22 protein-coding genes are annotated in these 22668 nt (G+C 73.4%); 10 read left to right on the top strand and 12 right to left on the bottom strand.

Annotated elements, in window-relative coordinates:
* Window positions 1-103 precede the first annotated feature (103 nt).
* Entirely contained in the window at window positions 104-361 is a 258-nt protein-coding gene (locus ABT247_RS18545) for a metallothionein (protein ID WP_350743870.1), read from the bottom strand.
* A gap of 92 nt (window positions 362-453) precedes the next feature.
* Entirely contained in the window at window positions 454-852 is a 399-nt protein-coding gene (locus ABT247_RS18540; RefSeq protein ID WP_350743869.1) for an ACT domain-containing protein, read from the bottom strand.
* 143 nt (window positions 853-995) lie between these two features.
* Between ABT247_RS18540 and ABT247_RS18535 the strand changes: the two genes are divergently transcribed.
* Window positions 996-1646, top strand: coding sequence for a PadR family transcriptional regulator (locus ABT247_RS18535; RefSeq protein ID WP_392903298.1), 651 nt, complete (start codon window positions 996-998; stop codon window positions 1644-1646).
* 84 nt (window positions 1647-1730) lie between these two features.
* Here the strand turns inward: ABT247_RS18535 and ABT247_RS18530 are convergent, their stop codons facing one another.
* Together ABT247_RS18530 and ABT247_RS18525 are read right to left on the bottom strand one after the other, a co-directional pair.
* On the bottom strand, window positions 1731-1940 hold the full coding sequence (locus ABT247_RS18530) for a hypothetical protein (protein WP_350743867.1): 210 nt from the start codon (window positions 1938-1940) through the stop codon (window positions 1731-1733).
* 46 nt (window positions 1941-1986) lie between these two features.
* On the bottom strand, window positions 1987-2217 hold the full coding sequence (locus ABT247_RS18525) for a DUF8847 domain-containing protein (RefSeq protein ID WP_350743866.1): 231 nt from the start codon (window positions 2215-2217) through the stop codon (window positions 1987-1989).
* 425 nt (window positions 2218-2642) lie between these two features.
* Between ABT247_RS18525 and ABT247_RS18520 the strand changes: the two genes are divergently transcribed.
* Window positions 2643-3341: a bifunctional DNA primase/polymerase gene (locus ABT247_RS18520; RefSeq protein ID WP_350743865.1), complete on the top strand. Its 699-nt coding sequence runs from the start codon at window positions 2643-2645 to the stop codon at window positions 3339-3341.
* A gap of 9 nt (window positions 3342-3350) precedes the next feature.
* Here the strand turns inward: ABT247_RS18520 and map are convergent, their stop codons facing one another.
* Window positions 3351-4196 carry a type I methionyl aminopeptidase gene (map, locus tag ABT247_RS18515; RefSeq protein ID WP_350743864.1) on the bottom strand — a complete coding sequence of 282 codons (846 nt, stop codon included), beginning with the start codon at window positions 4194-4196 and terminating at the stop codon, window positions 3351-3353.
* 104 nt (window positions 4197-4300) lie between these two features.
* Here map and ABT247_RS18510 point away from each other — a divergent pair, with 104 nt between their 5' ends.
* Window positions 4301-4528: a hypothetical protein gene (locus ABT247_RS18510; RefSeq protein WP_350743863.1), complete on the top strand. Its 228-nt coding sequence runs from the start codon at window positions 4301-4303 to the stop codon at window positions 4526-4528.
* Between the two features lie 70 nt (window positions 4529-4598).
* Here ABT247_RS18510 and ABT247_RS18505 read toward each other — a convergent pair whose 3' ends face one another.
* Window positions 4599-5948 (bottom strand): MFS transporter, encoded by a 1350-nt coding sequence (locus ABT247_RS18505; RefSeq protein ID WP_350743862.1) that lies wholly within the window; start codon window positions 5946-5948, stop codon window positions 4599-4601.
* 45 nt (window positions 5949-5993) lie between these two features.
* Window positions 5994-6599 (bottom strand): hypothetical protein, encoded by a 606-nt coding sequence (locus ABT247_RS18500; protein ID WP_350743861.1) that lies wholly within the window; start codon window positions 6597-6599, stop codon window positions 5994-5996.
* A 47-nt stretch (window positions 6600-6646) separates the two neighbouring features.
* On the opposite strand from ABT247_RS18500, the gene npdG reads away from it, so the two are divergent.
* Both npdG and ABT247_RS18490 read left to right on the top strand, forming a co-directional pair.
* The gene (gene npdG / locus ABT247_RS18495) at window positions 6647-7339 is read left to right on the top strand and encodes an NADPH-dependent F420 reductase (protein WP_350743860.1); all 693 of its coding nucleotides are present in this window, start codon (window positions 6647-6649) and stop codon (window positions 7337-7339) included.
* Window positions 7340-7463: 124 nt separating this feature from the next.
* On the top strand, window positions 7464-7652 hold the full coding sequence (locus tag ABT247_RS18490) for a hypothetical protein (protein ID WP_350743859.1): 189 nt from the start codon (window positions 7464-7466) through the stop codon (window positions 7650-7652).
* On the opposite strand, the gene ABT247_RS18485 is transcribed toward ABT247_RS18490, so the two are convergent.
* Window positions 7649-8464, bottom strand: a complete 816-nt coding sequence (locus tag ABT247_RS18485) for a site-2 protease family protein (RefSeq protein WP_350743858.1) — start codon at window positions 8462-8464, stop codon at window positions 7649-7651. The genes ABT247_RS18490 and ABT247_RS18485 overlap by 4 nt on opposite strands.
* A gap of 189 nt (window positions 8465-8653) precedes the next feature.
* Between ABT247_RS18485 and ABT247_RS18480 the strand changes: the two genes are divergently transcribed.
* The gene (locus ABT247_RS18480; protein ID WP_350743857.1) at window positions 8654-12049 is read left to right on the top strand and encodes an AfsR/SARP family transcriptional regulator; all 3396 of its coding nucleotides are present in this window, start codon (window positions 8654-8656) and stop codon (window positions 12047-12049) included.
* Between the two features lie 177 nt (window positions 12050-12226).
* Here the strand turns inward: ABT247_RS18480 and ABT247_RS18475 are convergent, their stop codons facing one another.
* The 3 genes from ABT247_RS18475 to panB form a co-directional block, all read right to left on the bottom strand.
* A complete protein-coding gene (locus tag ABT247_RS18475) occupies window positions 12227-13057 on the bottom strand; it encodes an ABC transporter permease (protein WP_350743856.1) in 831 nt (276 codons plus the stop codon).
* Complete coding sequence (locus ABT247_RS18470) at window positions 13054-14079, bottom strand: ATP-binding cassette domain-containing protein (RefSeq protein WP_350743855.1); 1026 nt, start codon at window positions 14077-14079, stop codon at window positions 13054-13056. The genes ABT247_RS18475 and ABT247_RS18470 overlap by 4 nt, the downstream gene beginning before the upstream one ends.
* Before the next feature lie 169 nt (window positions 14080-14248).
* Window positions 14249-15118 carry a 3-methyl-2-oxobutanoate hydroxymethyltransferase gene (gene panB / locus ABT247_RS18465; protein WP_350743854.1) on the bottom strand — a complete coding sequence of 290 codons (870 nt, stop codon included), beginning with the start codon at window positions 15116-15118 and terminating at the stop codon, window positions 14249-14251.
* Window positions 15119-15399: 281 nt separating this feature from the next.
* On the opposite strand from panB, the gene ABT247_RS18460 reads away from it, so the two are divergent.
* The 3 genes from ABT247_RS18460 (at window position 15400) to ABT247_RS18450 (ending at window position 19136) form a co-directional block, all read left to right on the top strand.
* Entirely contained in the window at window positions 15400-17013 is a 1614-nt protein-coding gene (locus ABT247_RS18460; protein WP_350743853.1) for an MFS transporter, read from the top strand.
* 171 nt (window positions 17014-17184) lie between these two features.
* Window positions 17185-17826 (top strand): TetR/AcrR family transcriptional regulator, encoded by a 642-nt coding sequence (locus ABT247_RS18455; protein WP_350743852.1) that lies wholly within the window; start codon window positions 17185-17187, stop codon window positions 17824-17826.
* Window positions 17827-18086: 260 nt separating this feature from the next.
* The gene (locus ABT247_RS18450; RefSeq protein WP_350743851.1) at window positions 18087-19136 is read left to right on the top strand and encodes an endonuclease/exonuclease/phosphatase family protein; all 1050 of its coding nucleotides are present in this window, start codon (window positions 18087-18089) and stop codon (window positions 19134-19136) included.
* 101 nt (window positions 19137-19237) lie between these two features.
* Here ABT247_RS18450 and ABT247_RS18445 read toward each other — a convergent pair whose 3' ends face one another.
* The gene (locus ABT247_RS18445) at window positions 19238-20992 is read right to left on the bottom strand and encodes an NAD+ synthase (protein WP_350743850.1); all 1755 of its coding nucleotides are present in this window, start codon (window positions 20990-20992) and stop codon (window positions 19238-19240) included.
* A gap of 175 nt (window positions 20993-21167) precedes the next feature.
* On the opposite strand from ABT247_RS18445, the gene glnA2 reads away from it, so the two are divergent.
* Complete coding sequence (gene glnA2, locus ABT247_RS18440) at window positions 21168-22529, top strand: gamma-glutamylpolyamine synthetase GlnA2 (protein ID WP_350743849.1); 1362 nt, start codon at window positions 21168-21170, stop codon at window positions 22527-22529.
* Window positions 22530-22668 lie beyond the last annotated feature (139 nt).

Genomic DNA, 22668 nt, shown 5'->3' with positions numbered 1-22668 from the left:
GGGCGAGCGAACCCGACGGGTCCACCTCGATGGCCTCGACCGGCGAACCCGCTCACCGAGCGGGCCGGAGGGCCTTCGCATCAGGGCGTCGCGCCGGACGGGCCTAGGCGGGGCGGGAGCCGACGGCGTCCCGGATCTGTTCGCCGAGGCCGCCGTTGACGCGGGCGCAGTTGGCGCAGCAGAAGAACATGCCGGCCACTTCGACGCCGTGGCCGACGATGCGGACGTTGCACTGCTCGCAGCGGGGCGCGAGCTTCTCCATCGCGCACTCGAAGCTGTCGAAGGTGTAGCTGTCGCCGGTGACCGTCTTGATCTCGAAGGCGAGCCAGTAGTCGTTGCCGCAGGTGACACAGGTGGCCATGGCGGCCGTCTCCTTCCGGTGGGGCCGGCCCAGGCGGGGCGGCTCCCTCCAGTGTCGAAGGGGCGGTCGGCGGCGGCCACCCGGCGCCACCGTCAGGCGGAACGGGCGGCGAGCTCCTCCAGGGCGCGCACGGCCCGCTCGGCGTCGTCGGCGGCGACGAACAGGTGGTCGTGGTGGAACCCGGCCGCCATGTTGCAGCTGATCCCCTCCTCGGCGAGCCGCCCGGCCACGGCGGCGGTCAGCCCGACGGCCTCCAGCGCCGAGTGGACCTCCAGGGTGATCCACGCCGCCACGTACGCGTAGCGCAGCCCGAGCGCGTCCGCCTCCTCCTGGGCGACGACCACCGTGACCCCCTCGGGCTCGGCGACGGTCACCACCGGCCGCATCCCGGCGGGCACCCTCGCGGGGAGCGTGCAGTAGACGTACCGCCCCGGGTGGAGCCGCGGGCGCATCCCGCGCAACAGGGTCGCAAGGTCTCGTTCACCGGCCATGCCCGTCACCGTATCCGCTGACCCCCGCCCGAGCCGTGCGGCAGGTCCGTGTCGGGATCCGTTGACGAGCGACAGTCACCGATATATCGTCGAACTATCGAGACAGTAACTCGACCGTTTCGACGAACAAGGAGGTGAGCGCCATGCGCTCAGGAATGCGATTTCGTGGAGAGGGTCCGCGCGGTGGCGGACGGCGCCGTGGGCCGGGCCCGGAGTTCCGGGGGATGCCCGGGGAGGGCTTCGAGGGGCGGGAGGCCTTCGGCGGGTTCGGGCCGCCGCGGGGCGGGCCGTTCGGGCACGGCTTCGCCGGCCACGGGGCCCGGCGGGGCGGCCCGCACGGGCGGCGCGGCGGTCGGGCTCGGCGCGGTGACGTCCGGGCGTCGCTGCTGGCGCTGCTCAAGGAGCGGCCGATGCACGGCTACGAGATGATCGCCGAGATCACCGAGCGGACCGGCGGGGCCTGGCGGCCCAGCCCGGGCTCGATCTACCCGAACCTCCAGCTGCTGGAGGAGGAGGGGCTGATCACCGCGGAGGAGGTCGGCGGCAAGCGGCTGGTCTCGCTCACCGAGGCGGGCCGCGCCGAGGCCGAGGCCGGGCCGGCGGAGCCGTGGGCGGAGGCCGGTCGGGAGGCCGACTGGGAGGCGGTCCAGGAGGTGGGCCAGGCGCTCGCCGCCGTCGGGCAGGCCGTCCAGCAGGTCATGCGGACCGGCACCGAGGCGCAGCGCGCCAAGGGCCTGGCGGTGCTGACCGAGGCCCGGAAGAAGCTGTACCTGATCCTCGCCGAGGATGACTGACCGGCGCAGGGGGGCGACGGGAAGCTGCAAACCCTGCGGACCCGGCCGATCCCGGGAGCCGGGCGGAGCGGACGGCTCCCGGGTTCAGGGCCGGACGACGAACAGGGCCACGCAGGCGAGCAGCAGCACCGCCCAGGCGAACCAGAGCCAGCCGTCCGGCCCGATCGTCACGGTGTAGAGGCAGACCACCAGCAGCAGCACCCCGGTGGTCCAGGCGACCTGCCGGTTGTGGTGGGCGACCGCCTGCGCGCGGCTCCGATGGTGGCGAACGGGACGCCGTACCGCTCTGGCCATGCGGACCTCCCGGGGAGGCGATGAGGGGGACGCGGCGGGCGGCCCGTCAGCCGGAGGCCTTGGCGGTGGCCGCCTCGTCGTACTCGTAGCGCCAGAACCAGCTCAGGCCGCGGACCTGCTTGCTCCGGACGTACACCAGTGTGCGCGCGGGGGAGTCGCCGTGCGCGGGGACCGGCACCTTGTACTTCTTCGGCACGCCCAGCATCGGCCCCAGGGGGATCGGGAGGACCTTCCCGTCCAGGGGGCCGCCGACGAATTCGGTGTCCGCGCTCTTCATCCCTCCAGGGTCTCATCCCCGCACGGCGGTCACGGCGGGAGCACCGCGAAGGGGAGGCCCGGTGAGGGCCCGGTGGCCGGAGTGTGACCGGCGAGGCACCGCCCCCGGTCATCCGGAGGCCCCGCGCACCCTTATCCTTCCTGTACGCCCTCGGGGTCCACCCCGGGTCAGCGGGCCCCGTACGGGCCGGGCGAGGCGCGGATCGCCGTGCCCTCCGGCCGGAACCGGCGCGGACAGCGTGCTGCCGCGACTTCGTACCGTGACCCGGGCGTCGGCCGTCCGGTGACCCCGGGCCTCGGTCGGCGGGGCGCGGACAGCAGGGCCGAGCACCTTCCGGGAAGCAGCGGGGGGCGCTGTGCGTTGCGTCGGAGTGGTACGTCGAACGCTGTGTCGCACCAGGCACGGCAGTGCGCGGAAGGGGCCCGATGGAAGCCGGCAGCAGGTGGACGACCTGGTGGCAGAAGCGTGAGCGACAGCGGGCCCGCCCGGGCGGCCCGGACCCGGCCGCCAGACTGGATCAGCTGCTCGGCGCGGTGCGCGCCGGATTCCCGCTGGCGCCCGCCGCCCATCCGGCCGGGTACCGGTGTTCCTGCGACCGGGTGGCCTGTCCGGCGCCGGCCCAGCACCCGGTCTCCTTCGCCTGGCAGACCCAGGCCACCACCGACCCCGACCAGCTCTCCCGCTGGCTCTCCCGCGACCCCCACGCCAACTTCGTCACCGCCACCGGCCGGGTGCACGACGTGCTGGACGTCCCGGCCGAAGCCGGACGGCTGGCGCTGGAGCGGCTGACCGCGCTGGGCGTCGAGGGTCCGGTCGCCGCCGTCGGCGAGGACCGCTACCTCTTCTTCACCGCCACCCGCGGCACCCCCCAGGACGAGGACGAGTGGTGGCCGAGCGCGCTCGACTCCACCCCGGACACCATGTCCGAGCACCCCGGCCTGCGCTGGCACTGCCGCGGCTCGTACACCCTGCTGCCGCCGGCCGCGCTGCCGGACGGCTCCGAGGTGCGGTGGCTGCGCGGGCCCGAGCAGCCGCTGCCGGACCCGCTGCGCGTCCTGGACGTGCTCACCGACGCCTGCACCGAGGTGGGCGCGGTGGCCGAGGAGCAGTGGCTCATCGGCTGACGGCCGGGGTCACGGCAGGGTGAGGATCTCCGCGCCGTCCGCCGTGACGACCAGGGTGTGCTCGAACTGGGCGGTGCGCTTGCGGTCCTTGGTGACGACCGTCCAGCCGTCCGGCCAGATCTCGTAGTCGTAGGTGCCCAGGGTCAGCATCGGCTCGATGGTGAAGGTCATGCCCGGCTTGATCACCTCGGTGGCCCGCTCGCTGTCGTAGTGCGGGATGATCAGGCCGGAGTGGAACGACGTGTTGATGCCGTGTCCGGTGAAGTCCCGCACCACGCCGTAGCCGAAGCGCTTGGCGTAGGACTCGATGACCCGGCCGATGACGTTGATCTGCCGGCCGGGCTTGACCGCCTTGATCGCCCGGTCGAGGGACTCCCGGGTGCGCTCGACCAGCAGCCGGGACTCCTCGTCCACGTCGCCGACCAGGTAGGTGGCGTTAAGGTCGCCGTGCACCCCGTGGATGTAGGCGGTGGCGTCGATGTTGACGATGTCGCCGTCCTGCAGCACCGTCGAGTCCGGGATGCCGTGGCAGATCACCTCGTTCACCGAGGTGCAGATCGACTTGGGGAAGCCCCGGTAGCCGAGGTCGGACGGGTAGGCGCCGTGGTCGCACATGTACTCGTGGGCGACGGCGTCCAGCGCGTCGGTGGTGACCCCGGGCGCGATCAGCTTGGCCGCCTCCGCCATCGCCCGGGCGGCGATCCCGCCCGCGATCCGCATCTTCTCGATCGTCTCGGCGGTCTGCACCTCGGGCCCGGTGTACGGCGTCGGGGCGGGCCGCCCGACGTACTCGGGGCGCGCGATGTGCGCCGGGACCTTGCGGGTGGGGGACTGGATGCCGGGTACGAGAGCCATGGCGGCGAGTCTAGCCGCCGGGCCCCGTGGCCCCGGGCGGTGTGCGGATGGGTCCGGGCGCGGGAATGATCAGTATCGACCCTATGTCTGGACGGGAGGGCGTCATGCCACTGGGATTCCACCGCAAGCCGACCGGCAAGCCCGGTGAGTGGTTCTACTGCATCAAGCACGGGAAGGTCGAGGAGGGCCCGGAGTGTCCGGCCAAGGACCGCCTCGGCCCGTACGGCAGCCCGGAGGAGGCCGCCCACGCGTTGCAGATCGCCGACGAGCGCAACCGCGAGTGGCAGAACGACCCGCGGTGGACGGACAAGCCGGAGGGCGAGGCGGAGTAGCCGGGGCCGCGGGGACCGCCCGGCCGGCCCGGCCGGCGCGACCCCGGTGGCCGGCCGCCGCCCGGTCCGGTCAGGCCTCGGCGGCGGCGGTCGTGGCAGCGGCGGCCCGCTCCCGCTCCGCCCGCTCGTGCTCGGCCCGGACCGCCGCGGCGTGGGGGTCGGTGCGGTCGTCGTACGCGAGCAGCCGGGGCAGCGCGGCGGCGACCGCGAGGACGGCGACCACGCAGGCCAGGCCACCGCTCCAGACGGCGGCCCGCACGCCGACCAGCCCGGCCATGGTGCCCGCCCGGACCTGTCCCAGCTGGGGGCCGACGGAGTAGCTGAGCAGTTCGACGCCGGCCATCCGGCCGCGGACCGCGTCCGGGATGGACTGGTTCCACATGGTCGCGCGGGCGATCCCGCTGATCTCGTCGGCGCCGCCGGCCAGTGCCAGCCCGATCAGCACCACCCAGACGTTCCCGGACAGCCCGGCCAGCGCCATGGCCGCGCCCCAGCCGACCGCGGCGGCCACCAGCAGCCGCCCGTGCCGGTGGATCCTGGACGTCCAGCCGCTGGTCGCGCCGACCAGCAGCCCGCCGACGGCGGAGGCCGCGTACATCGGGCCGAGCGCCCAGTCCGCGCCCAGTTCGGTGGCGAGGAAGGGGAAGACGGCCACCGGGAAGGCGAACAGCATGGCGAGGGTGTCGATCGCGTAGGTGCCCAGCAGGTCCTTGCGGCTCCACGCGTACCGCACCCCGGTGAGCACCGCCCGCACGGACGGGCGCTCGGCCCCGGTGGGCGGGGGCACCGCCCTGATCCGGACCAGCAGCAGCAACGAGACGGCGAAGGTGAGCACGTCCAGTGCGTACGCGGTCCGCACTCCGGAGAAGGCCACCACGACCCCGGCCAGCGCCGGCCCGGCCACCGAAGCCACGTTGTGGTAGAGGGACTTGAGGGCGAAGGCCGCGGGCATGTGCTGGTGCGCGACGATCCGCGGCAGCAGCGAGTCGAGCGCCGGCCGCTGCAGGCCGTCGCAGGCGGCGACCAGCGCGGCGACGAGGTAGACCGGCCAGAGCAGCGAATGCGGCAGCAGGGCGTTGAGCAGCAGCAGTGCGGCGAGCAGGCCGAGCGCGGCCTCCGAGCGCAGCACCAGCTTGCGCCGGTCCAGGGCGTCGGCGAGCGCGCCGCCCCAGAGGCCGAAGACGATCAGCGGAACGAGTTCGACCGCGCCGATCAGGCCGACCGCGAAGGAGGACCCGGTGAGGTCCTTGATCTGCATCGGGACGGCGACGTACGTCAGGAAGCTGCCGAAGCTGGTGACGCAGCCGGACGTCCACAGGTAGCGGAAGTCGCGCGAGGCGCGCCACGGGGACAGATCGGGCGTCAGGGAGCCGAGCAGGGTGCGCAGCCGACCGGTATGCGCCGGTTCGTCGTCGTTCACGGACCACCATCCTCGGACGGCCGTCCGGCCCCCGCAACGGGTTTTTCACCAGCGGCTGAGCGCGGGTGCCGCGGTCAGCCGCCCGGCGAGTTCGGCCAGCCGGTCCAGGACGGAGCGGCGCCCGGCGGGCTGCCCGGCGGCCGCGCTGACCAGGTGCTGGGCTAGGTCGAAGGGCTCCTCGTCGGCGGTGCCCACGGCCAGCCGTTCATGGGCGATCCCCCCGAGCTCGCCCGGCGCCCCCGGGGCGGCGCCGTCGAGCGCGAGGACGGTCGCGCCGTGCCTGCGGGCGTCCTGCACCCGCTCCAGCAGCGGGGCGCCGGCCGCCCCGGGCGCCACCACCAGGACGGTGGCCCCGCGCCGGGCTTCGCCGAGCCGTGGCAGGCCGTGCGCCAGGTGGGCGGGGGCGGCCGCGGGGGGCCGGTGCCGCAGCAGGGTGGGGGCCAGCCGGGGCACGGCCGACCAGGCCGCCTCGTCCGCCAGGTGGGCGGCCAGGTGCCAGGGCTCGTACACCTCCGTGCCGACCAGCAGCAGCTCGCCCGCCCCGCGCCGCTCCACCGAACGCCGCAGCGTGGCGGCGAAGCCCCCGGCCGCCTCCAGCCAGCCGGTGCCCGCCAGCCGCTGCCGGAGTGCCGAAACTCTCACCGCGTCCATGCGGCCCAGAATGTCGCGCCCGGCCGGGGATTTGGCAGGATCGGCCCATGACTTCCCTCGATTCAGCGACAAACCCGGCCCACGACGTGCCGGACGTCTCGCAGCTGGTGGTCGGTGTCCTCGGCGGCACCGGCGACCAGGGGCGGGGCCTGGCCCTGCGGCTGGCCAAGGCCGGCCAGCAGGTGATCATCGGTTCCCGGGACGCGGCCCGGGCCGAGGCCTCGGCCGCCGAGCTGGGCGTCGGCGTGCGCGGTGCCGACAACGCCACTGTCGCCCGGGAGAGCGACGTGGTGATCGTGGCCGTCCCGTGGGACGGCCACGCCGCCACCCTGAGCTCGCTGCGGGAGGAACTGGCCGGAAAGATCGTCGTCGACTGCGTCAACCCGCTGGGCTTCGACAAGCAGGGCGCGTACGCGCTGAAGCCGGAGGAGGGCAGCGCCGCCGAGCAGGCCGCCGCGCTGCTGCCGGACTCCCGGGTCACCGCCGCCTTCCACCACCTCTCGGCGGTGCTGCTCCAGGACGAGTCGGTCGAGCGGATCGACACCGACGTCATGGTGCTCGGCGACGACCGGGCCGCCACCGACGTGGTGCGGGCGCTCGCTGGCCTGATCCCCGGCATGCGGGGCGTCTTCGCGGGCCGGCTGCGCAACGCCCACCAGGTGGAGGCGCTGGTGGCCAACCTGATCTCGGTCAACCGCCGCTACAAGGCTCACGCGGGCCTGCGGGTCACCGACGTGTGACCGGCGGGTGACCGGCGGACGCCGTGTCGGCCTCCCCCTGGGCCTCGCCCGGGGGTGAGGTCGGCGACAATGGGGGGCGGTCGCAACCCGGCCGTCCGCCCCACCCGCCTAGGAGCCCCGCGTCATGCCTCGCACGTCCCTCATCGCCCTGATCGTCACCGTCCTCGCGCTGGCGGCCGCCGTCGTCTCGGTGCTCGCGGGCTTCTGGATCGGGCTGATCTGGCTGCCGCTGGCCGGCGTGGCGAGCAACGTGCTGTGGATGAACCGCCGCAAGGAGAAGCTCGCCGCTGCGGCCGCCGCCGAGCAGGCCTAGCTCTTCCAGAAGCTGAACAGGTACCGCCCGACCGTCGCGTAGTCGGTGTCCACGCCGAACAGGTTCATCAGGTCGTGGACGATGCCGAAGAAGAACGAGTTCACCTCGGGCTGCCACAGCAGCGCGAACACCGCGAGCATCCCGTACGGCGCGAACGGCTCCACCGCGCGCCGGGTCTTGGCCGAGAGCCACGGCTCGACGATCCCGTAGCCGTCCAGGCCGGGCACCGGCAGCAGGTTCAGCAGGGCCGCGCTGAGCTGCAGCAGGCCGAGGAAGCCGAGCGCGCAGGCGAACGGCGAGGCCTGCTCCTCGTAGCCGTAGTACGTGGCGTGCAGCGTCGAGTCGTCCAGCCAGCCCGCGCCGACCGGGACCAGCAACACCACGGCGAACACCACGTTGACCAGCGGCCCGGCCGCCGAGATCAGGCTGTGCTTGAGCCGCCCCTGGATCCGGTGCCGCTCGATCCACACCGAGCCGCCGGGCAGGCCGAAGCCGGAGATGATCATGATGACGAGCGGCAGGACGATGCTGAGCAGCACGTTGGTGTACTTCAGCGGGTTGAGCGTGAGGTAGCCCTTGGCGCCGACGGTGATGTCGCCGCCGTGCAGCGCGGTGCGCGCGTGGGCGTACTCGTGCAGGCAGAGCGACACCATCCACCCCGCGACCACGAACAGGAACACGCCGAAGCGGACGTTGCCGTAGCCGGCGTACACCGACCAGGCGGACGTGCCGAGGACGGCGAGGAGCACCCAGAACACCGGGCTGATCCGGCGGTCCTCGCTGCGGGATCGCGGCGTGGCGGCGAAGGTCATGGTGGGGTGCTCCGTGGGCAGGGGAAGGGGAAGACCGGCAGGGCCGATCATGCCGGGCGGGCCGGTGGCCGGACAAGCCGTGCCCCGTGAACGTCCGAGGGCTCGCCGGCGGTTCCGTCGCCCGGGCCGCAGCGGGCGAGCCAGCACAATTGTGCGGCCCCGGCGTCGCCCATCGACCAGAATGGACCGGTGTACTACGGCATCCTCGGGACGACCACGGCCCACCACGACGACGGCACACCGGTCCCGCTCGGCGGGGCCAGGCTGCGGGCCCTGCTCACCGCGCTGGTCCTGCGCCAGGGCCGGCCCGTCCCGGCCGACCAGCTGGTGGACGAGGTGTGGGACGCCGAGCCGCCGCAGGACTCCTCGGCGGCGCTGCAGACCCTGGTCGGCCGGCTGCGCCGCACCGTCGGCCGGGACCGGATCGGCTCCGGCCCCGCCGGGTACTGGCTGACCGACCCGGCCACCGACGTCGCCGACTTCCAGCGGCTGAGCGCGGAGGGCCGGCGAGCCCTGGACGCCGGCGACCACGGCCTCGCCGCCGAGCGGCTGCGCGCCGCGCTCGCCCTCTGGCGCGGCCCGGCCCTGGCCGACCTGCCCGACCGCACCGGGCCCGCCGCCCGGCTGGAGGCCCAGCGCGAGGAGGCCCGCCGCCACCGGATCACCGCCGACCTCGGACTCGGCCGGGCCGCCGAGCTGGTCGCCGAACTCGCCGAGCTGTGCGAACGGCAGCCGCTGGACGAACCGCTGCAACTGCTGATGCTCCGGGCGCTGCACGAGAGCGGGCGCACCGCGGAGGCGCTGCGCCACTACGAGCGGACCAGGCGCGCCCTGGCGGAGGAGCTCGGCGTCGACCCGGGGCGCCGACTCCAGTCCCTGTACGCCGAGTTGCTCGCCTCCGCCGAGCCGGTGCGGATACCGTCGCCGACTCCGACGGCACCCGCCCCGGCGCCGGCACCCGCCCCGGCGCCGGCATCCGCCCCCGCAGCCGCACCCGCTCCCGAGCCCCCGCGCGCCGCGGGCAACCTGCGCGGCCGGCTGACCAGCTTCGTCGGCCGTGAGAGCGACCTGGCCGGCCTGCGCGAACTCCTGACGGCCGGCCGGCTGGTCACCCTGACCGGCCCCGGCGGCTCCGGCAAGACCAGCCTCGCGGTGGAGGCCGGCCGGGCCGAACTCGCCGCCGGCCGCTGGCCGGAGGGCGTCTGGGTGGCCGAACTCGCCCCGCTGGAGAGTCCGGACGCCGTCCCCGCCGCCGTGGTCTCCGCCCTCGGGCTGCGCGAGATGGTCCTCCACAGCAGTAGCAGCCTCGTCGCCGACGTGATCGAGAAGCGCGCCGAGGAGCCGCTGCGCCGACTGGTCGAGCACTGCGCCCACCGCCGGATGCTGCTCGTCCTCGACAACTGCGAGCACCTGATCCAGGCGGCCGCCGACCTCGCCGCCACCCTGCTCGTCGAGTGCCCCGGTCTCACCGTGCTCGCCACCAGCCGCGAACCGCTCGGCGTGCCCGGCGAGAGCGTGCTGCCGGTCGAGCCGCTGCCCGCGCCCGTGGCGCTGCGCCTGCTCGCCGAGCGCGCCGCCACCGCCCGCCCCGGCTACGATCCGGACAGCGAGCCGGAGGCCTGCGCGGAGATCTGCCGCCGCCTGGACGGCCTGCCGCTGGCCATCGAACTGGCCGCCGCCCGCCTCAGGGTGATGACGGCCCGTCAGATCGCCGACCGCCTCGACAGCCGCTTCGCGCTGCTCACCGCCGGCAGCCGCACGCTGCTGCCGCGCCAGCAGACCCTGCGCGCGGTCGTCGACTGGAGCTGGGACCTGCTGGGCAAACGGGAGCGGGCCGTCCTGCGGCGCCTGTCGGTGTTCGCCGGCGGCTGGCGCCTGGAGGACGCCGAGGCGATCTGCGCCGACGGCGTGGAGGTGTCCCGCGACGAGGTCGCCGATCTGCTGCTCTCGCTGGTCGACAAGTCCCTCCTGGTGGCGGACCTCGGTGGCGGGGGGCTGCCGCGCTACCGGATGCTGGAGACCATCAACGAGTACGCCCAGGAGCGCCTCGCCGAGGCCGCCGAGACGGAGGCGACCGAGGGCCGCCACCTCGCGCACTTCCGTGAGTTGGTCGCCGCGGCCGACCGGCACATCCACGGACCGCAGCAGTTGCACTGGCTGGCCGTCCTGGAGCGGGAGCAGGACAACGTCCGGGCCGCGCTGCGCCGCGCGGTGGACCGGCGGGACGAGGAACAGGCGCTGGCCCTCGCCCTCGGCATGAGCTGGTACTGGTCGCTGCGCGGGTACAGCCTGGAGGCCCGGGGCTGGTACGACGCGGTCGGCGCGCTCGGCCCGGACCCGTTCGCCCCGGACGCCCCGCCGCCGGTGCCGCTGGAGCGGAACGTCCTGGCGTACGGCGTGCCGATGCCCGGGGGTGTGGTCGAGGAGGCCCGCCGGCTGCTCGCGCTGTACCGGATGGTCGGACTGTTCGACGGCAACCTGGAGGTGATCGGCGACGAAGAAGTGGTCGCGGTCGCCCGGAACCTGCTGGACGTCTACGCCCGGGAGCTTCCCCAGGCCTACCGCTTCCCGGCGCTGATGCGGGTGTTCGGCGCCTTCCTGACCGGCCGCCTGGACCTGATGAAGAACCTGCTGGACGACGCCGTCGAGGGCTGCGAGCGCCACGGCGACGCGAACGACCAGGCGTTCATCCTGCAGCTCCGGGCCAAGATGATGAACGACTGGCCGGGCGGCGAGCAGCAGGGCCTCCTGGACGGCGAGCGCTCCCTGGAGCTGTACCGGCAGGCCGGCAACCTCTGGGGGATCTCCCAGGCGCTGGCAGCGCAGGGCGAGTCGCTGGCCAACCGGGGCGAGGTGGACGCCGCCGTCTCCGCGTACGAGCGTGCGATCGAGCTGGCCCAGGAGCTGGGCGCGCCGCACGAGGTGCCGATGCTGCGGGTGAACCTCGGCAACGCGCTGCTGGAACGGGACATGGAACGCGGGGAACGGATCGTGCGGGAGGCGCTGGCCTCCGTCGAAGCGCCAGGCATGCGCCAGACCGACGCCGGCGCGTGGCTGTTCGGCCACCTGACGCTCTGCGGGGTGCACGCCCACCGCGGTGACTACGCACGGGCGCTGGCCGAACTGGAGGCCCTCGACGAGACCAGGGTGGGCTTCTTCGCGCCGGGCGTCGTCTCCGGGCTGCTCAGCGCCTCCCGGGGCTGGATCACGGCCCGGGCCGGCGATCCGGGACGGGGGCTCGAACTGATCCGGGAGGGCCGCGGGATGCTGCGGTCGGCCATGTCCTCCTCCGGATTCGTCGAGCAGATGACGGTCATGGTGGTGCCGGCCGTGGCCGGGGTGCTGCGCGTCTTCGCCGAGCGCGACGGGGACCTGGACCGGGCCCGGCTCGCGGCCGTGCTGCTGGGCGCGTACAACGTGCTGAACGGCCCGAAGGGCGGCTACCTGGACCGCGCCGACCGCGAGCGGTCCGCCGCCGCCCTGCAGGGCCTGCTGGGCGACGCCGGGTACGAGGAGGCGTACGCCCAGGGCGAGGCCATGACGCAGGACGAAGTCCAGGACCTGCTCAAGGAGTTGATCGGCTAGCTCGGGCCGCGACCGGTCGGCTCGGGCCGTGGTCGGCCTCCCGGTCATGGGCCCGCCGGGCCGGTGTCCGTCCCCTGGTCACCGGCCCGACGGGCCCGTACGACGGCCGGCGCCTGTCCCGGGCGGCCGGCCGTCCCGTCCGCCGACCGGCTCCGGGGCCGGCCGGCGGGGTCGGGCTCAGGTCCGCTTGCGGAAGCGGGCAACGGCGAGCGGGGCGAAGACCGCGGTGGCGGCGGCGGACCACACCAGCACGATCGTCACCGGGTGGGCCACCGCTCCCTGGCCGTTGAGCAGGGCGCGGGAGGCGTCGGCCAGCGCGGACAGCGGGTTGACCTTGGTGAAGGACTGCAGCCAGCCCGGCATGGTGTCGGTCGGCGCGAAGATCGAGCTGCCGAACTGCATCGGCATCAGGACCAGCATGGAGACGCCCTGCACCGCCTGGGCGCTCCTCATCGCCATGCCCAGCAGCATCGAGATCCAGACGATCGACATGCCGAACACCAGCGACAGGCCGACCGCGGCCAGCAGTTCCAGCACGCCGGTCTTCAGCTCGAAGCCGAGGACGAACGCGAAGGTCAGCAGGATCACGGAGGAGAGCAGGGCCCGCAGGGTCTCGGCGACGATCTTGGAGAGCAGGACGGAGGACCGGCCGATCGGCAGGGTGCGGAAACGGTCCATCACCCCGGTCTGGAAGTCGCTGTTGAGGCCGGTGCCGACGGCCAGCGCCAGGGTCATGCCGGTCTGTCCGAGCAGACCGGGGATCATGAACTGCTTGTACTGGTCCTGGTCCCCGGCGAAGATGGCGCCGCCGAAGACGTAGACGAACAGCACGGTGAAGACGATCGGCATCAGCACGGCGTCGAACATCGACTCCGGGTCGGCCTTGATCCGCATCAGGTTGCGCCGGGTCAGCGCGCCGACGTGGCGCAGGTTCGCGGCGAGGCCGATCCGGCCGTCACCGGCCGGGCCGTCCTCGGCCCGGGCGGGGGCGAGCGTGGCGGTGGTCATGCGACGGGCTCCTTGACGAGGGCGGCGGTGTGGTCCGTGGCGGCGGTGTCGGCGGTGGGCCTGCCGGTGATGGCGAGGAAGACCTCGTCCAGGCTGGGCACCTTGGTGTCGATGCCGGCGATCGCGAAGCCCTTGGTGCCGAGCACGGTGATGACGGTGGTCAGCTGCTCCTCGCCGGCGATCGGCACCGCGAGCAGGCCGTCGTCGGGGGAGACGGTGGCGGTGGTGATGCCGTTCGCGTGCAGGCAGCGGACCATCTCCGGCAGTTCGGCCGGGCGCGCCGGGCGGACCTGGAGGATCTGGCCGCCGACCTTGGCCTTGAGCTCGGCGACACCGCCGTTGGCGACGACCCTGCCGCGGTCGATGACGGTCAGCTCGTCGGCGAGCTGCTCCGCCTCCTCCATGTACTGGGTGGTCAGCAGGACGGTGCTGCCCTCGGCGACCATCCGCTGCACCTCGTCCCAGACCTCGTTGCGGGTGCGCGGGTCCAGGCCGGTGGTGGGCTCGTCCAGGTAGAGCACCCGGGGGCGGCCGATCATGCTGGCGGCCAGGTCGAGGCGGCGTCGCATGCCGCCGGAGTAGGTCTTGGCGGGCCGCTTGGCGGCCTCGGTGAGCGAGAAGCGCTCCAGCAGCTCGGTGGCCCGGGCCTTGGCCTCGCGGCCGGAGAGGTCGAGCAGCCGGCCGATCAGGTAGAGGTTCTCGTAGCCGGAGAGCAGCTCGTCCACCGAGGCGTACTGGCCGGTCAGACCGATGGTGCGGCGCAGTTGCTTGGGCTGGCGCAGGACGTCGTAGCCGCCCACGTACGCGGTGCCGGCGTCCGGCTTGATCAGGGTGGAGAGCACCCGCACCAGCGTGGTCTTGCCCGCGCCGTTCGGCCCGAGCAGCGCGAGCACGGTGCCCTCGCGGACGGTGAGGTCGACCCCGTCCAGGGCCTTGGTTACGCCGAAGCGCTTGACGATGCCGTGCACCTCGACGGCGTTCCCGGCTCCCCGCGTGTTCGGGGCGGTGGCGATTCCTGTCATGCCCCCAGGCTGTCCCGCCGCCCTGTCAGTCCCCTGTCACCGGGCCCGGGCACCCTGACGCCCCGCTGTCACGCCGCTGTCACCGCCGGCCGGGCACGGCAGCGGCCCCGCTCCGAGGGGTTCGGAGCGGGGCCGCCGGGAGCTGCCGTCAGTCGTCAGCCGTCAGCTGTCAGTGGAAGCTGTGCTCCTCCGCCGGGAAGGCGCCGGTGCGGACGTCCTGGGCGAACGCGCGGGCGGCCTCGCCGAGGACACCGCGCAGGTCGGCGTACTTCTTGACGAACTTGGGCACCCGGCCCGCCGTCATGCCGGCCATGTCGGTCCAGACCAGCACCTGGGCGTCGGTCTCGGGCCCGCCGCCGATGCCGACGGTCGGGATCGCCAGCTGCTCGGTGACCTGCGCGGCCAGTTCCGCCGGGACGGCCTCCAGCACCACCGAGAACGCGCCGGCCTGCTGGACGGCCTTGGCGTCGCGCAGCAGCTGGTGCGCCGCCTCGTCGCCGCGGCCCTGGACGGGGTAGCCGCCGAAGGCGTGCACGGACTGCGGGGTGAGGCCGATGTGCGCCATCACCGGGACGCCGGCCTCGACCAGCAGCTCGATCGAGCGGGCGCTGCGCTCGCCGCCCTCCAGCTTGACCGCGCCGACGCCGGCCTCCTTCATCAGTCGGGCCGCGTTGTGCATGGCCTGGGCGGGCGACTCCTGGTACGAGCCGAACGGCAGGTCGGCGACGATCAGGGCGCGCTGGGTGCCTCGGACGACGGCGGCGGAGAGCATCACCATCTGATCCATGGTCACCGGCACGGTGGTCTCGTAGCCGAGGTGGCAGTTGCCGGCGGAGTCGCCGACCAGCAGGACGGGGATCCCGGCCTCGTCGAACACCCCTGCGGTGAGGGCGTCGTAGGCGGTCAGCATCGCCCACTTCTCGCCGCGCTGCTTGGCGGCGGCGAGGTCGCGGACGGTGACCCGGCGGTTGGTGACCCCGCCGTAGAGGGTGGTGGTCGACGCCTGCTTCTGGGCAGGCGAAGGCGAGGAAGCGTTCATCGAACGGACTCCTGAAGGGTTGTCGTCTCGTGGCGCCGTGCGGCGTCCCCGGATCCCCTCCATGCTTGCACGCCCCGGCGTGAGCGCAAAGAGGCGTGCAGGGGGCCGGGTGCGATCCGCGCCACACCGGGTCGTCTCCGCGCCCGCCGGGCTTTGCCTCCATTTTACGAAACGGACTCGTCTCGTATCGTAAGTGCCGCTACTCTGGGCGCGGGGGGTTACGAGACGCATCCGACTCGCAAATGCCCGCCAGTGCCACATCACCACGGACGGGAAGACCAATGACCACCGCCGCCGCGCCACCTCGTGTGCCGGAAGCCATCCACCGCCGCCGCTGGGCGATCCTGGGCACCCTGGTGCTCGCCCTGCTCGTCGTCGTACTCGACAACTCGATCCTCAACGTTGCGATGAAGACCATCGCGACCCCCGCTCCGGTCGGCCTGGGCGCCACCCAGAGCGACCTCGAATGGGCGATCAACTCCTACACGCTGGTCTTCGCCGGGCTGCTCTTCACCTCCGGCCTGCTCGGCGACCGCTTCGGCCGCAAACTCGCCCTGCTCGCCGGCATGGTGGTCTTCGGCATCGCCTCGCTGCTGTCCGCGATGGCCGGCTCGCCCGGTGAGCTCATCGGCTTTCGCGCCCTGATGGGCGTCGGCGGCGCGCTCGCGATGCCCGCCACGCTGGCCATCATCATGAACGTCTTCGAGCGCGAGGAGCAGCCCAAGGCGATCGGCATCTGGGCCGGCGCGGTCGGTCTGGCCATCGCCATCGGCCCGATCACCGGCGGCCTGCTGATCGAGCACTTCTGGTGGGGCTCCGTCTTCCTGATCAACGTCCCGATCGTGGTCGTCGCGGTCATCGCGATGGCGATCCTGGTCCCCGAGTCCAAGGACCCCGACCCGGGCGCGCTCGACCCGGTCGGCGTGCTGCTGTCGATCGTCGGCCTGGTGGCGCTGATCTACGGCATCATCAAGGGCGGCGAGCTGGCCGACTTCACCGCCGTCGAGGCCTGGGGCCCGACCCTGCTCGGCGTCGTGGCCCTGACCGCCTTCGTCTGGTTCGAGCGCCGCACGCGGTTCCCCGCGCTGGACGTCACCTGGTTCCGCAACAAGGTGTTCAGCGCCTCCGTGGCGGTCGTCGGCGTGATCTTCTTCGCGCTGATGGGCGTGTCCTTCTTCGGCGTCTTCTACATCCAGAGCGTGCGCGGCTACAGCGCCCTGCAGGCCGGTCTGCTGATGCTGCCGCTGGCCGTCGGCCAGCTGGTGTTCGCGCCGCGGGCCCGGCTGGTGGTCGACCGCCTCGGCGTCGCCGCCACCGCCGCCGGCGGCATGGTGCTGGTCGCGGCCGGCTTCGTCGGCTACACCGTGCTGACCGCGACCACCCCGATCTGGGTGCTGATCGTGCTCGGCCTGGTCATGGGCACCGGCATGGCGCACGTCATGCCGCCGGTCACCGTCGCGATCATGGGTTCGCTGCCCCGCGAGAAGGCCGGCGCGGGCTCGGCCGTCAACAACACCTTCCGCCAGGTCGGCGGCTCGCTCGGGGTCGCGGTGCTCGGCGCCGTGCTGTCCACCGTCTACCGCGACGGGATGACCGACACCCTCAGCCACCTGCCCGAGGGGCTGCGCGACAAGGCGGGCGAGTCGCTGGAGGCCACCCTGGCCGTCGCCGACCGGATCCCGAACGGCGCGGGCAAGGCGCTGATCGCCCCGGCGAACGACTCCTTCATCCACGCCATGCACGTGGTGGCCTCGCTCTCGGTGGGCATCTCGCTGGTCGGCGCACTGGTCGCCTGGTTCCTGCTGCCGCGCCGCCTCGCCGCCCCCGGCGGCCCGGGCGGCCAGGCCCCGGCCCGGCCCGGCCAGGAGCGGGAGACGGCGTCCGCCGACGCCTGAGCGGCGTCCGTCCGCCGACGCCCGAGGTCGGCTGAGCGACAATGGCCCTGCCGCCCGGTGCCCCCGGTCGGCAGGGCCGCGGTCCAGGGCGGGACCACCCCGCCCGCGGGCCGCCCACCGAAACGCCACGGCGCCCGCGCGCCCGGGGACAGCGAGGGAGAGACAGCGGGGATGAGGACGGACACTCCGAGCGCCGACACCGGGCGGCCCTGCGCGGTGGCCCGCCGCGGCCGGCCCCGCAGTGAGGCCGCCGAGCAGGCCATCTTCACCGCCGTGGAGGACCTGATGTCCGCCGGCACCTCGCTCTCGGAGCTCACCATCGAGGGCATCGCCACCGCCGCCGGCGTCGGCAAGGCCACCATCTACCGGCGCTGGCCCAACAAGGTCGCCCTGCTGGTCGACGTGGTCAGCCGGCTGGAGGCGCCGGTGCCGGAGCCGTCCGGGGGCAGCGCCCGGGACGACCTGATCGAGATGATCGACTACGTCCGCCGGCGCGGCCTGGCCAAGCGCACCCGCTGGGTGCTCAAGGCCGCCCTCGGCCAGATGCAGACCCTGCCGGAGCTGTACGCCGCCTACCACCAACGGGTGATCAAGCCGCGGCGCGAGGCCGGGCTCGGCCTGATCCGCAGGGCCGTCGCCGAGGGCGAGATCCGCGCCGACCTCGACCTGGACCTGCTCGGGGACCTCCTGCTCGGCCCGATCGTCTACCGCAGCATCCTGTGGGAGGACTCCGACCTGGAGGACGAGGACCTGGCCCGCAAGATGGTCGACGCCCTGTTCGACGGCCTCGCCCCGCGCCGGGTGCCCGGCTGACCGCTCACCCACCGCCGCCGCCCGGGCCTGCGGCGGACCTTCGCGGCGGACCTCCGCCCAGGTGTTCGATCGTGCCCGGCGGATCCGGACGTGGCCTGGCTCACCAAACCCGGCCGCGCCGCAACCCGCTCCCGCAACCGCGCGTCTGTCCCGGCATAGGCTGAGCCGGGTATCCGATCGAACCGGCACCAGTCCGGCACCCCGCGTACCCCGCGGAACGGCCGCCGGACCGGCGACGGCACGAGCGAGGGAGCCACAGCATGGCGCAGGCGGACAGCACCGACCGGACCGCGGACGCCGGGGGTACGGACACCGCCCGGAGCGGCCGGTCCGGCGGCTTCCTCGGCCTGCGGGACTGGGGCCGGGACGCCCGCGGCAGCAACACCTGGCGGCGCGGTCTGGTGATCGCGGTGCTCGCCGTGGTCACCGCCGTGCTGCTGGCCTTCCACGCCGAGGTGCCGAACAGCGTCGGCAACCTCGGCAGCCTGCTGGAGACCTTCCTGCCCTGGGTGGGCCTGGCGGTCCCGGTGCTGCTGGTGGCCGCGCTGCTGCGCCGCTCCGCCACCGCGCTGACCGCCCTGCTGCTGCCCGTCGCGCTGTGGGCCAACCTCTTCGGCGGTCAGCTGACCGACAAGAGCGGCGGCAAGGGCGACTGGACGGTGGTCAGCCACAACGTCGCCGCCGAGAACACCGACGTGCCGGGCACCATCCGCGGCCTGGTGGCCTCGGGCGCCCAGATCGTCGCCCTGGAGGAGCTCGCCGGCGGACACCTGCGGGCGTACGAGACCGGCCTCGCCGACGCCTACCCGTACCACGCGGTGGAGGGGACGGTCGGGCTCTGGTCGAAGTACCCGATCAGCGGGGTCTCCCCGGTGGACCTCAGGATGGGCTGGACCAGGGCGTTCCGGGCCCAGGTGGCCACCCCGCAGGGCCCGGTCGCGGTGTACGTCGCGCACCTGCCGTCGGTCCGGCTCAAGGCCGAGGGCGGCTTCACCGTCGACCAGCGGGACGTCAGCGCCCAGGCGCTCGGGAACGCGATCCAGGCCGAGCGGCTGTCCAGGGTCCTGCTGCTCGGCGACCTCAACGGCACCATGAACGACCGCAGCCTGGCGCCCGTCACCTCGCAGATGCGCTCGGCCCAGGGCGCCGCCGGGGACGGCTTCGGGTTCAGCTGGCCGGCCGCCTTCCCGATGGCCCGGATCGACCAGATCATGAGCAAGGGCGGGCTCCAGCCGGTGGACTCCCGCACCCTGCCCCGGGACGGCAGCGACCACCTCGCGGTGGCCGCCACCTACCGGTACGGCTCCTGACCCGGGCCGTCCGAGCGGTTCGGCCGGCCCGGCCCGCTCCTGCCCGCCTCAGCCCGTCCTGCCCGGACGGCCCGCCCAGCCGGCCCGGCCCGGACGCCCGGTCAGCCCCGGCGCCAGCGGTTGGTGATCGGCAGGCGGCGGTCCCGGCCGAAGTTCTTCACCGAGATCTTCGGGCCCGGCGGGTACTGGCGCCGCTTGTACTCGGCGGTGTCGACCAGCCGGACCACCCGGTCCACCACGGCCGGGTCGAAGCCGGCCGCGACGATCGCGTCCCGCCCCTCGTCGCCCTCGATGTAGCGGGCCAGCACGCTGTCCAGCAGGTCGTAGTCCGGCAGCGAGTCGGTGTCCTTCTGGTCCGGCCGCAGCTCGGCGGACGGCGGCTTGCTGATGGTGTTCTCCGGGATCGGCGGCACCTCGCCGCGCCGCTCGGCCTCCTCGTTGCGCCAGCGGGCCAGCCGGAAGACCAGCGACTTGTAGACGTCCTTGATCGGCCCGAAGGCGCCCACCGAATCGCCGTACAGGGTCGAGTAGCCGACCGCCAGCTCGCTCTTGTTGCCGGGCGCGAGCACGATGTGCCCCTCCTGGTTGGAGATCGCCATCAGCAGGGTGCCGCGCAGCCGGGACTGGAGGTTCTCCTCGGCGAGGCCGGTCAGTTCGGTGGCGCCGAGGTAGGCGTCGAACATCGGGGCGATGGAGACGGTCCGGAAGTGCAGGCCGGTGCGGCGGGCCAGCTCGGCCGCGTCGTCCCGGGAGTGCTGCGAGGAGTAGCGGGAGGGCATCGAGACGCAGTGGACGTTCTCCGCGCCGATCGCGTCCACCGCGATCGCGGCCACCAGTGCCGAGTCGATGCCGCCGGAGAGGCCGATCAGCACCGAGGTGAACCCGTTCTTCACCACGTACGCCCGGGTGCCGGAGACCAGCGCCGCCCAGATCTCCGCCTCGTCGGACAGCCTGGGCGCGATGCCGGCGGTCGGAGCGGGGGCCGGGTCCCGCACCGGCTCGCCGTCCAGCTCGGCGCGGACCAGGTGCAGCCCGTCGGCCAGCAGCAGGCCGTCGGTGTGGTCGCTGCTGGCGGCCGGCAGGTCGAGGTCCAGCACCAGCAGGTGCTCCTCGAACTGCGGGGAGCGGGCGAGGACCTCGCCGTCCGCGCCGACCACGATCGAGTCGCCGTCGAAGACCAGCTCGTCCTGGCCGCCGACCATGTTGACGTACGCCAGGGTGCAGCCCGCCTCGGCCGCGCGGCGCCGGACCAGCTCCAGCCGCTGGTCGTCCTTGTTCCGCTCGTAGGGCGAGCCGTTGACCACCAGCAGCAGGCCGGCCTCGGCCTCGCGGGCGGCGGTGACCCGGCCGCCGTCCTGCCAGATGTCCTCGCAGATGGCCAGGGCCACGTCCACGCCGTGCACCCGCAGCACCGGCAGCTGCTCGCCCGGGACGAACCAGCGGAACTCGTCGAACACGCCGTAGTTGGGCAGGTGGTGTTTGGCGAAGCGGGTGACCACCTCGCCCCGGTGCAGCACGGCGGCGCAGTTCTGCGGCGAGCCGGCCGGGCGGCCGAACCGCGGCGAGGCGTGCTCGGAGCGCCCGAGGTAGCCGACCACCACCGGGACCTCGCCCAGCCCGTCGGCGGCCAGCCGTCCGGCCAGCTCGACCAGCGCCGCCCGGGAGGCGTCGACGAAGGAACGGCGCAGGGCGAGGTCCTCGACCGGGTAGCCGGTCAGGGCCATCTCGGGGAACGCGACCAGCTGGGCGCCGGCCTCGGCGGCCTGCCTGGTCCAGCGCACCACCTCATCGCTGTTGCGGGCGATGTCACCGACCCAGGGGTCGATCTGGCACAGGGCGAGACGGAGATTGGGCATGCCCTGAGTGTAATCGTCTAACTGACGCAATGTCCCCCTCGGGGGGTCCCGCGCGGCGGCCGGCACTGCCGGGACGCGCGTTGATCGGCCATGATGGGGGCAATCGCCGCGCGGGGTCTCTCGGGGGTCGCCCGGGCGTAACACGAGCGTAAAGAGCAGAGGTGAGACTGTCCCCATGGGCAAGCAGCAGCAGTTCGTGCTTCGGACGCTCGAAGAGCGTGACATCCGGTTCGTCCGGCTGTGGTTCACCGATGTGCTCGGGTTCCTGAAGTCGGTCGCGGTGGCGCCGGCGGAGCTGGAGCAGGCGTTCGAGGAGGGCATCGGCTTCGACGGCTCCGCGATCGAGGGCTTCGCCCGGGTCTACGAGTCCGACATGATCGCCAAGCCGGACCCGACCACGTTCCAGATCCTGCCGTGGCGCTCGGAGACCCCGGGGACCGCCCGGATGTTCTGCGACATCCTGATGCCGGACGGCTCGCCCTCCTTCGCCGACCCCCGGTTCGTGCTCAAGCGCACCCTGGAGAAGGCCTCCGACCTGGGCTTCACCTTCTACACCCACCCCGAGATCGAGTTCTTCCTGCTGAAGAACCTGCCCGGCGACGGCACCGCGCCGATCCCCGCCGACCAGTCCGGCTACTTCGACCACACCCCGCGCGGGGTGGGCCACGACTTCCGCCGACAGGCGATCACCATGCTGGAGTCGATGGGCATCTCGGTCGAGTTCTCGCACCACGAGGGCGCGCCCGGCCAGCAGGAGATCGACCTGCGCTACGCGGACGCCCTGTCCACCGCCGACAACATCATGACCTTCCGGCTGGTCATGAAGGAGGTCGCGCTGGAGCAGGGCGTGCACGCGAGCTTCATGCCCAAGCCGTTCTCCGAGCACCCCGGCAGCGGCATGCACACCCACGTCTCGCTGTTCGAGGGCGACCGCAACGCCTTCCACGAGTCCGGTGCCGAGTACCAGCTCTCCAAGGTCGGCCGCTCCTTCATCGCGGGCCTGCTGCGGCACGCCGCCGAGACCGCCGCCGTCACCAACCAGTGGGTGAACTCCTACAAGCGCATCTGGGGCGGCTCCCAGCGCACCGCCGGTGCCGGCGGCGAGGCCCCCTCGTACATCTGCTGGGGCCACAACAACCGCTCGGCGCTGATCCGGGTGCCGATGTACAAGCCGGGCAAGCAGGGGTCCACCCGGATCGAGGTCCGCTCCCTGGACACCGGCTGCAACCCTTACCTCGCCTACGCCGTCACCCTCGCGGCCGGCCTCAAGGGCATCGAGGAGGGCTACGAGCTCCCTCCGGGCGCCGACGACGACGTCTGGGCGCTCTCCGACTCCGAGCGCCGCGCCCTCGGTATCCAGCCGATGCCGCAGAACCTCGGCGAGGCCATCGACCTGATGCAGCGCAGCGAGCTGGTCGCCGAGACGCTGGGCGAGCACGTCTTCGACTTCTTCCTGCGCAACAAGCGCCAGGAGTGGGAGGAGTACCGTTCCGAGGTCACCCCCTTCGAGCTGCGCAAGAACCTCCAGGTGCTCTGAGGCCGGGCGCACCGACCGCGCCAAGGAGAGCAACTTCTGCGCGTACATCGCGGTCGGTGACCTCGCCGTCGGTGTACGCGGCGTACCACGAGCCGTCCGGGTTCTGCCGGGCGGCGAGCCAGCGGTAGGCGGCCTCGGC

This window comes from Kitasatospora sp. NPDC001539, from assembly GCF_040298565.1.
GTDB lineage: Bacteria > Actinomycetota > Actinomycetes > Streptomycetales > Streptomycetaceae > Kitasatospora.
This window is presented reverse-complemented; position numbering and strand designations above follow the sequence as displayed.

What these genes read in the sequence shown, in the direction of transcription:
- ABT247_RS18545 (WP_350743870.1), bottom strand. Translation starts at nt 361, where the DNA reads ATGGCCACCTGTGTCACCTGCGGCAACGACTACTGGCTCGCCTTCGAG.
- ABT247_RS18540 (WP_350743869.1), bottom strand. Translation starts at nt 852, where the DNA reads ATGGCCGGTGAACGAGACCTTGCGACCCTGTTGCGCGGGATGCGCCCG.
- ABT247_RS18535 (WP_392903298.1), top strand. Translation starts at nt 996, where the DNA reads ATGCGCTCAGGAATGCGATTTCGTGGAGAGGGTCCGCGCGGTGGCGGA.
- ABT247_RS18530 (WP_350743867.1), bottom strand. Translation starts at nt 1,940, where the DNA reads ATGGCCAGAGCGGTACGGCGTCCCGTTCGCCACCATCGGAGCCGCGCG.
- ABT247_RS18525 (WP_350743866.1), bottom strand. Translation starts at nt 2,217, where the DNA reads ATGAAGAGCGCGGACACCGAATTCGTCGGCGGCCCCCTGGACGGGAAG.
- ABT247_RS18520 (WP_350743865.1), top strand. Translation starts at nt 2,643, where the DNA reads ATGGAAGCCGGCAGCAGGTGGACGACCTGGTGGCAGAAGCGTGAGCGA.
- map (WP_350743864.1), bottom strand. Translation starts at nt 4,196, where the DNA reads ATGGCTCTCGTACCCGGCATCCAGTCCCCCACCCGCAAGGTCCCGGCG.
- ABT247_RS18510 (WP_350743863.1), top strand. Translation starts at nt 4,301, where the DNA reads ATGCCACTGGGATTCCACCGCAAGCCGACCGGCAAGCCCGGTGAGTGG.
- ABT247_RS18500 (WP_350743861.1), bottom strand. Translation starts at nt 6,599, where the DNA reads ATGGACGCGGTGAGAGTTTCGGCACTCCGGCAGCGGCTGGCGGGCACC.
- npdG (WP_350743860.1), top strand. Translation starts at nt 6,647, where the DNA reads ATGACTTCCCTCGATTCAGCGACAAACCCGGCCCACGACGTGCCGGAC.
- ABT247_RS18490 (WP_350743859.1), top strand. Translation starts at nt 7,464, where the DNA reads ATGCCTCGCACGTCCCTCATCGCCCTGATCGTCACCGTCCTCGCGCTG.
- ABT247_RS18485 (WP_350743858.1), bottom strand. Translation starts at nt 8,464, where the DNA reads ATGACCTTCGCCGCCACGCCGCGATCCCGCAGCGAGGACCGCCGGATC.
- ABT247_RS18475 (WP_350743856.1), bottom strand. Translation starts at nt 13,057, where the DNA reads ATGACCACCGCCACGCTCGCCCCCGCCCGGGCCGAGGACGGCCCGGCC.
- ABT247_RS18470 (WP_350743855.1), bottom strand. Translation starts at nt 14,079, where the DNA reads ATGACAGGAATCGCCACCGCCCCGAACACGCGGGGAGCCGGGAACGCC.
- panB (WP_350743854.1), bottom strand. Translation starts at nt 15,118, where the DNA reads ATGAACGCTTCCTCGCCTTCGCCTGCCCAGAAGCAGGCGTCGACCACC.
- ABT247_RS18460 (WP_350743853.1), top strand. Translation starts at nt 15,400, where the DNA reads ATGACCACCGCCGCCGCGCCACCTCGTGTGCCGGAAGCCATCCACCGC.
- ABT247_RS18455 (WP_350743852.1), top strand. Translation starts at nt 17,185, where the DNA reads ATGAGGACGGACACTCCGAGCGCCGACACCGGGCGGCCCTGCGCGGTG.
- ABT247_RS18450 (WP_350743851.1), top strand. Translation starts at nt 18,087, where the DNA reads ATGGCGCAGGCGGACAGCACCGACCGGACCGCGGACGCCGGGGGTACG.
- ABT247_RS18445 (WP_350743850.1), bottom strand. Translation starts at nt 20,992, where the DNA reads ATGCCCAATCTCCGTCTCGCCCTGTGCCAGATCGACCCCTGGGTCGGT.
- glnA2 (WP_350743849.1), top strand. Translation starts at nt 21,168, where the DNA reads ATGGGCAAGCAGCAGCAGTTCGTGCTTCGGACGCTCGAAGAGCGTGAC.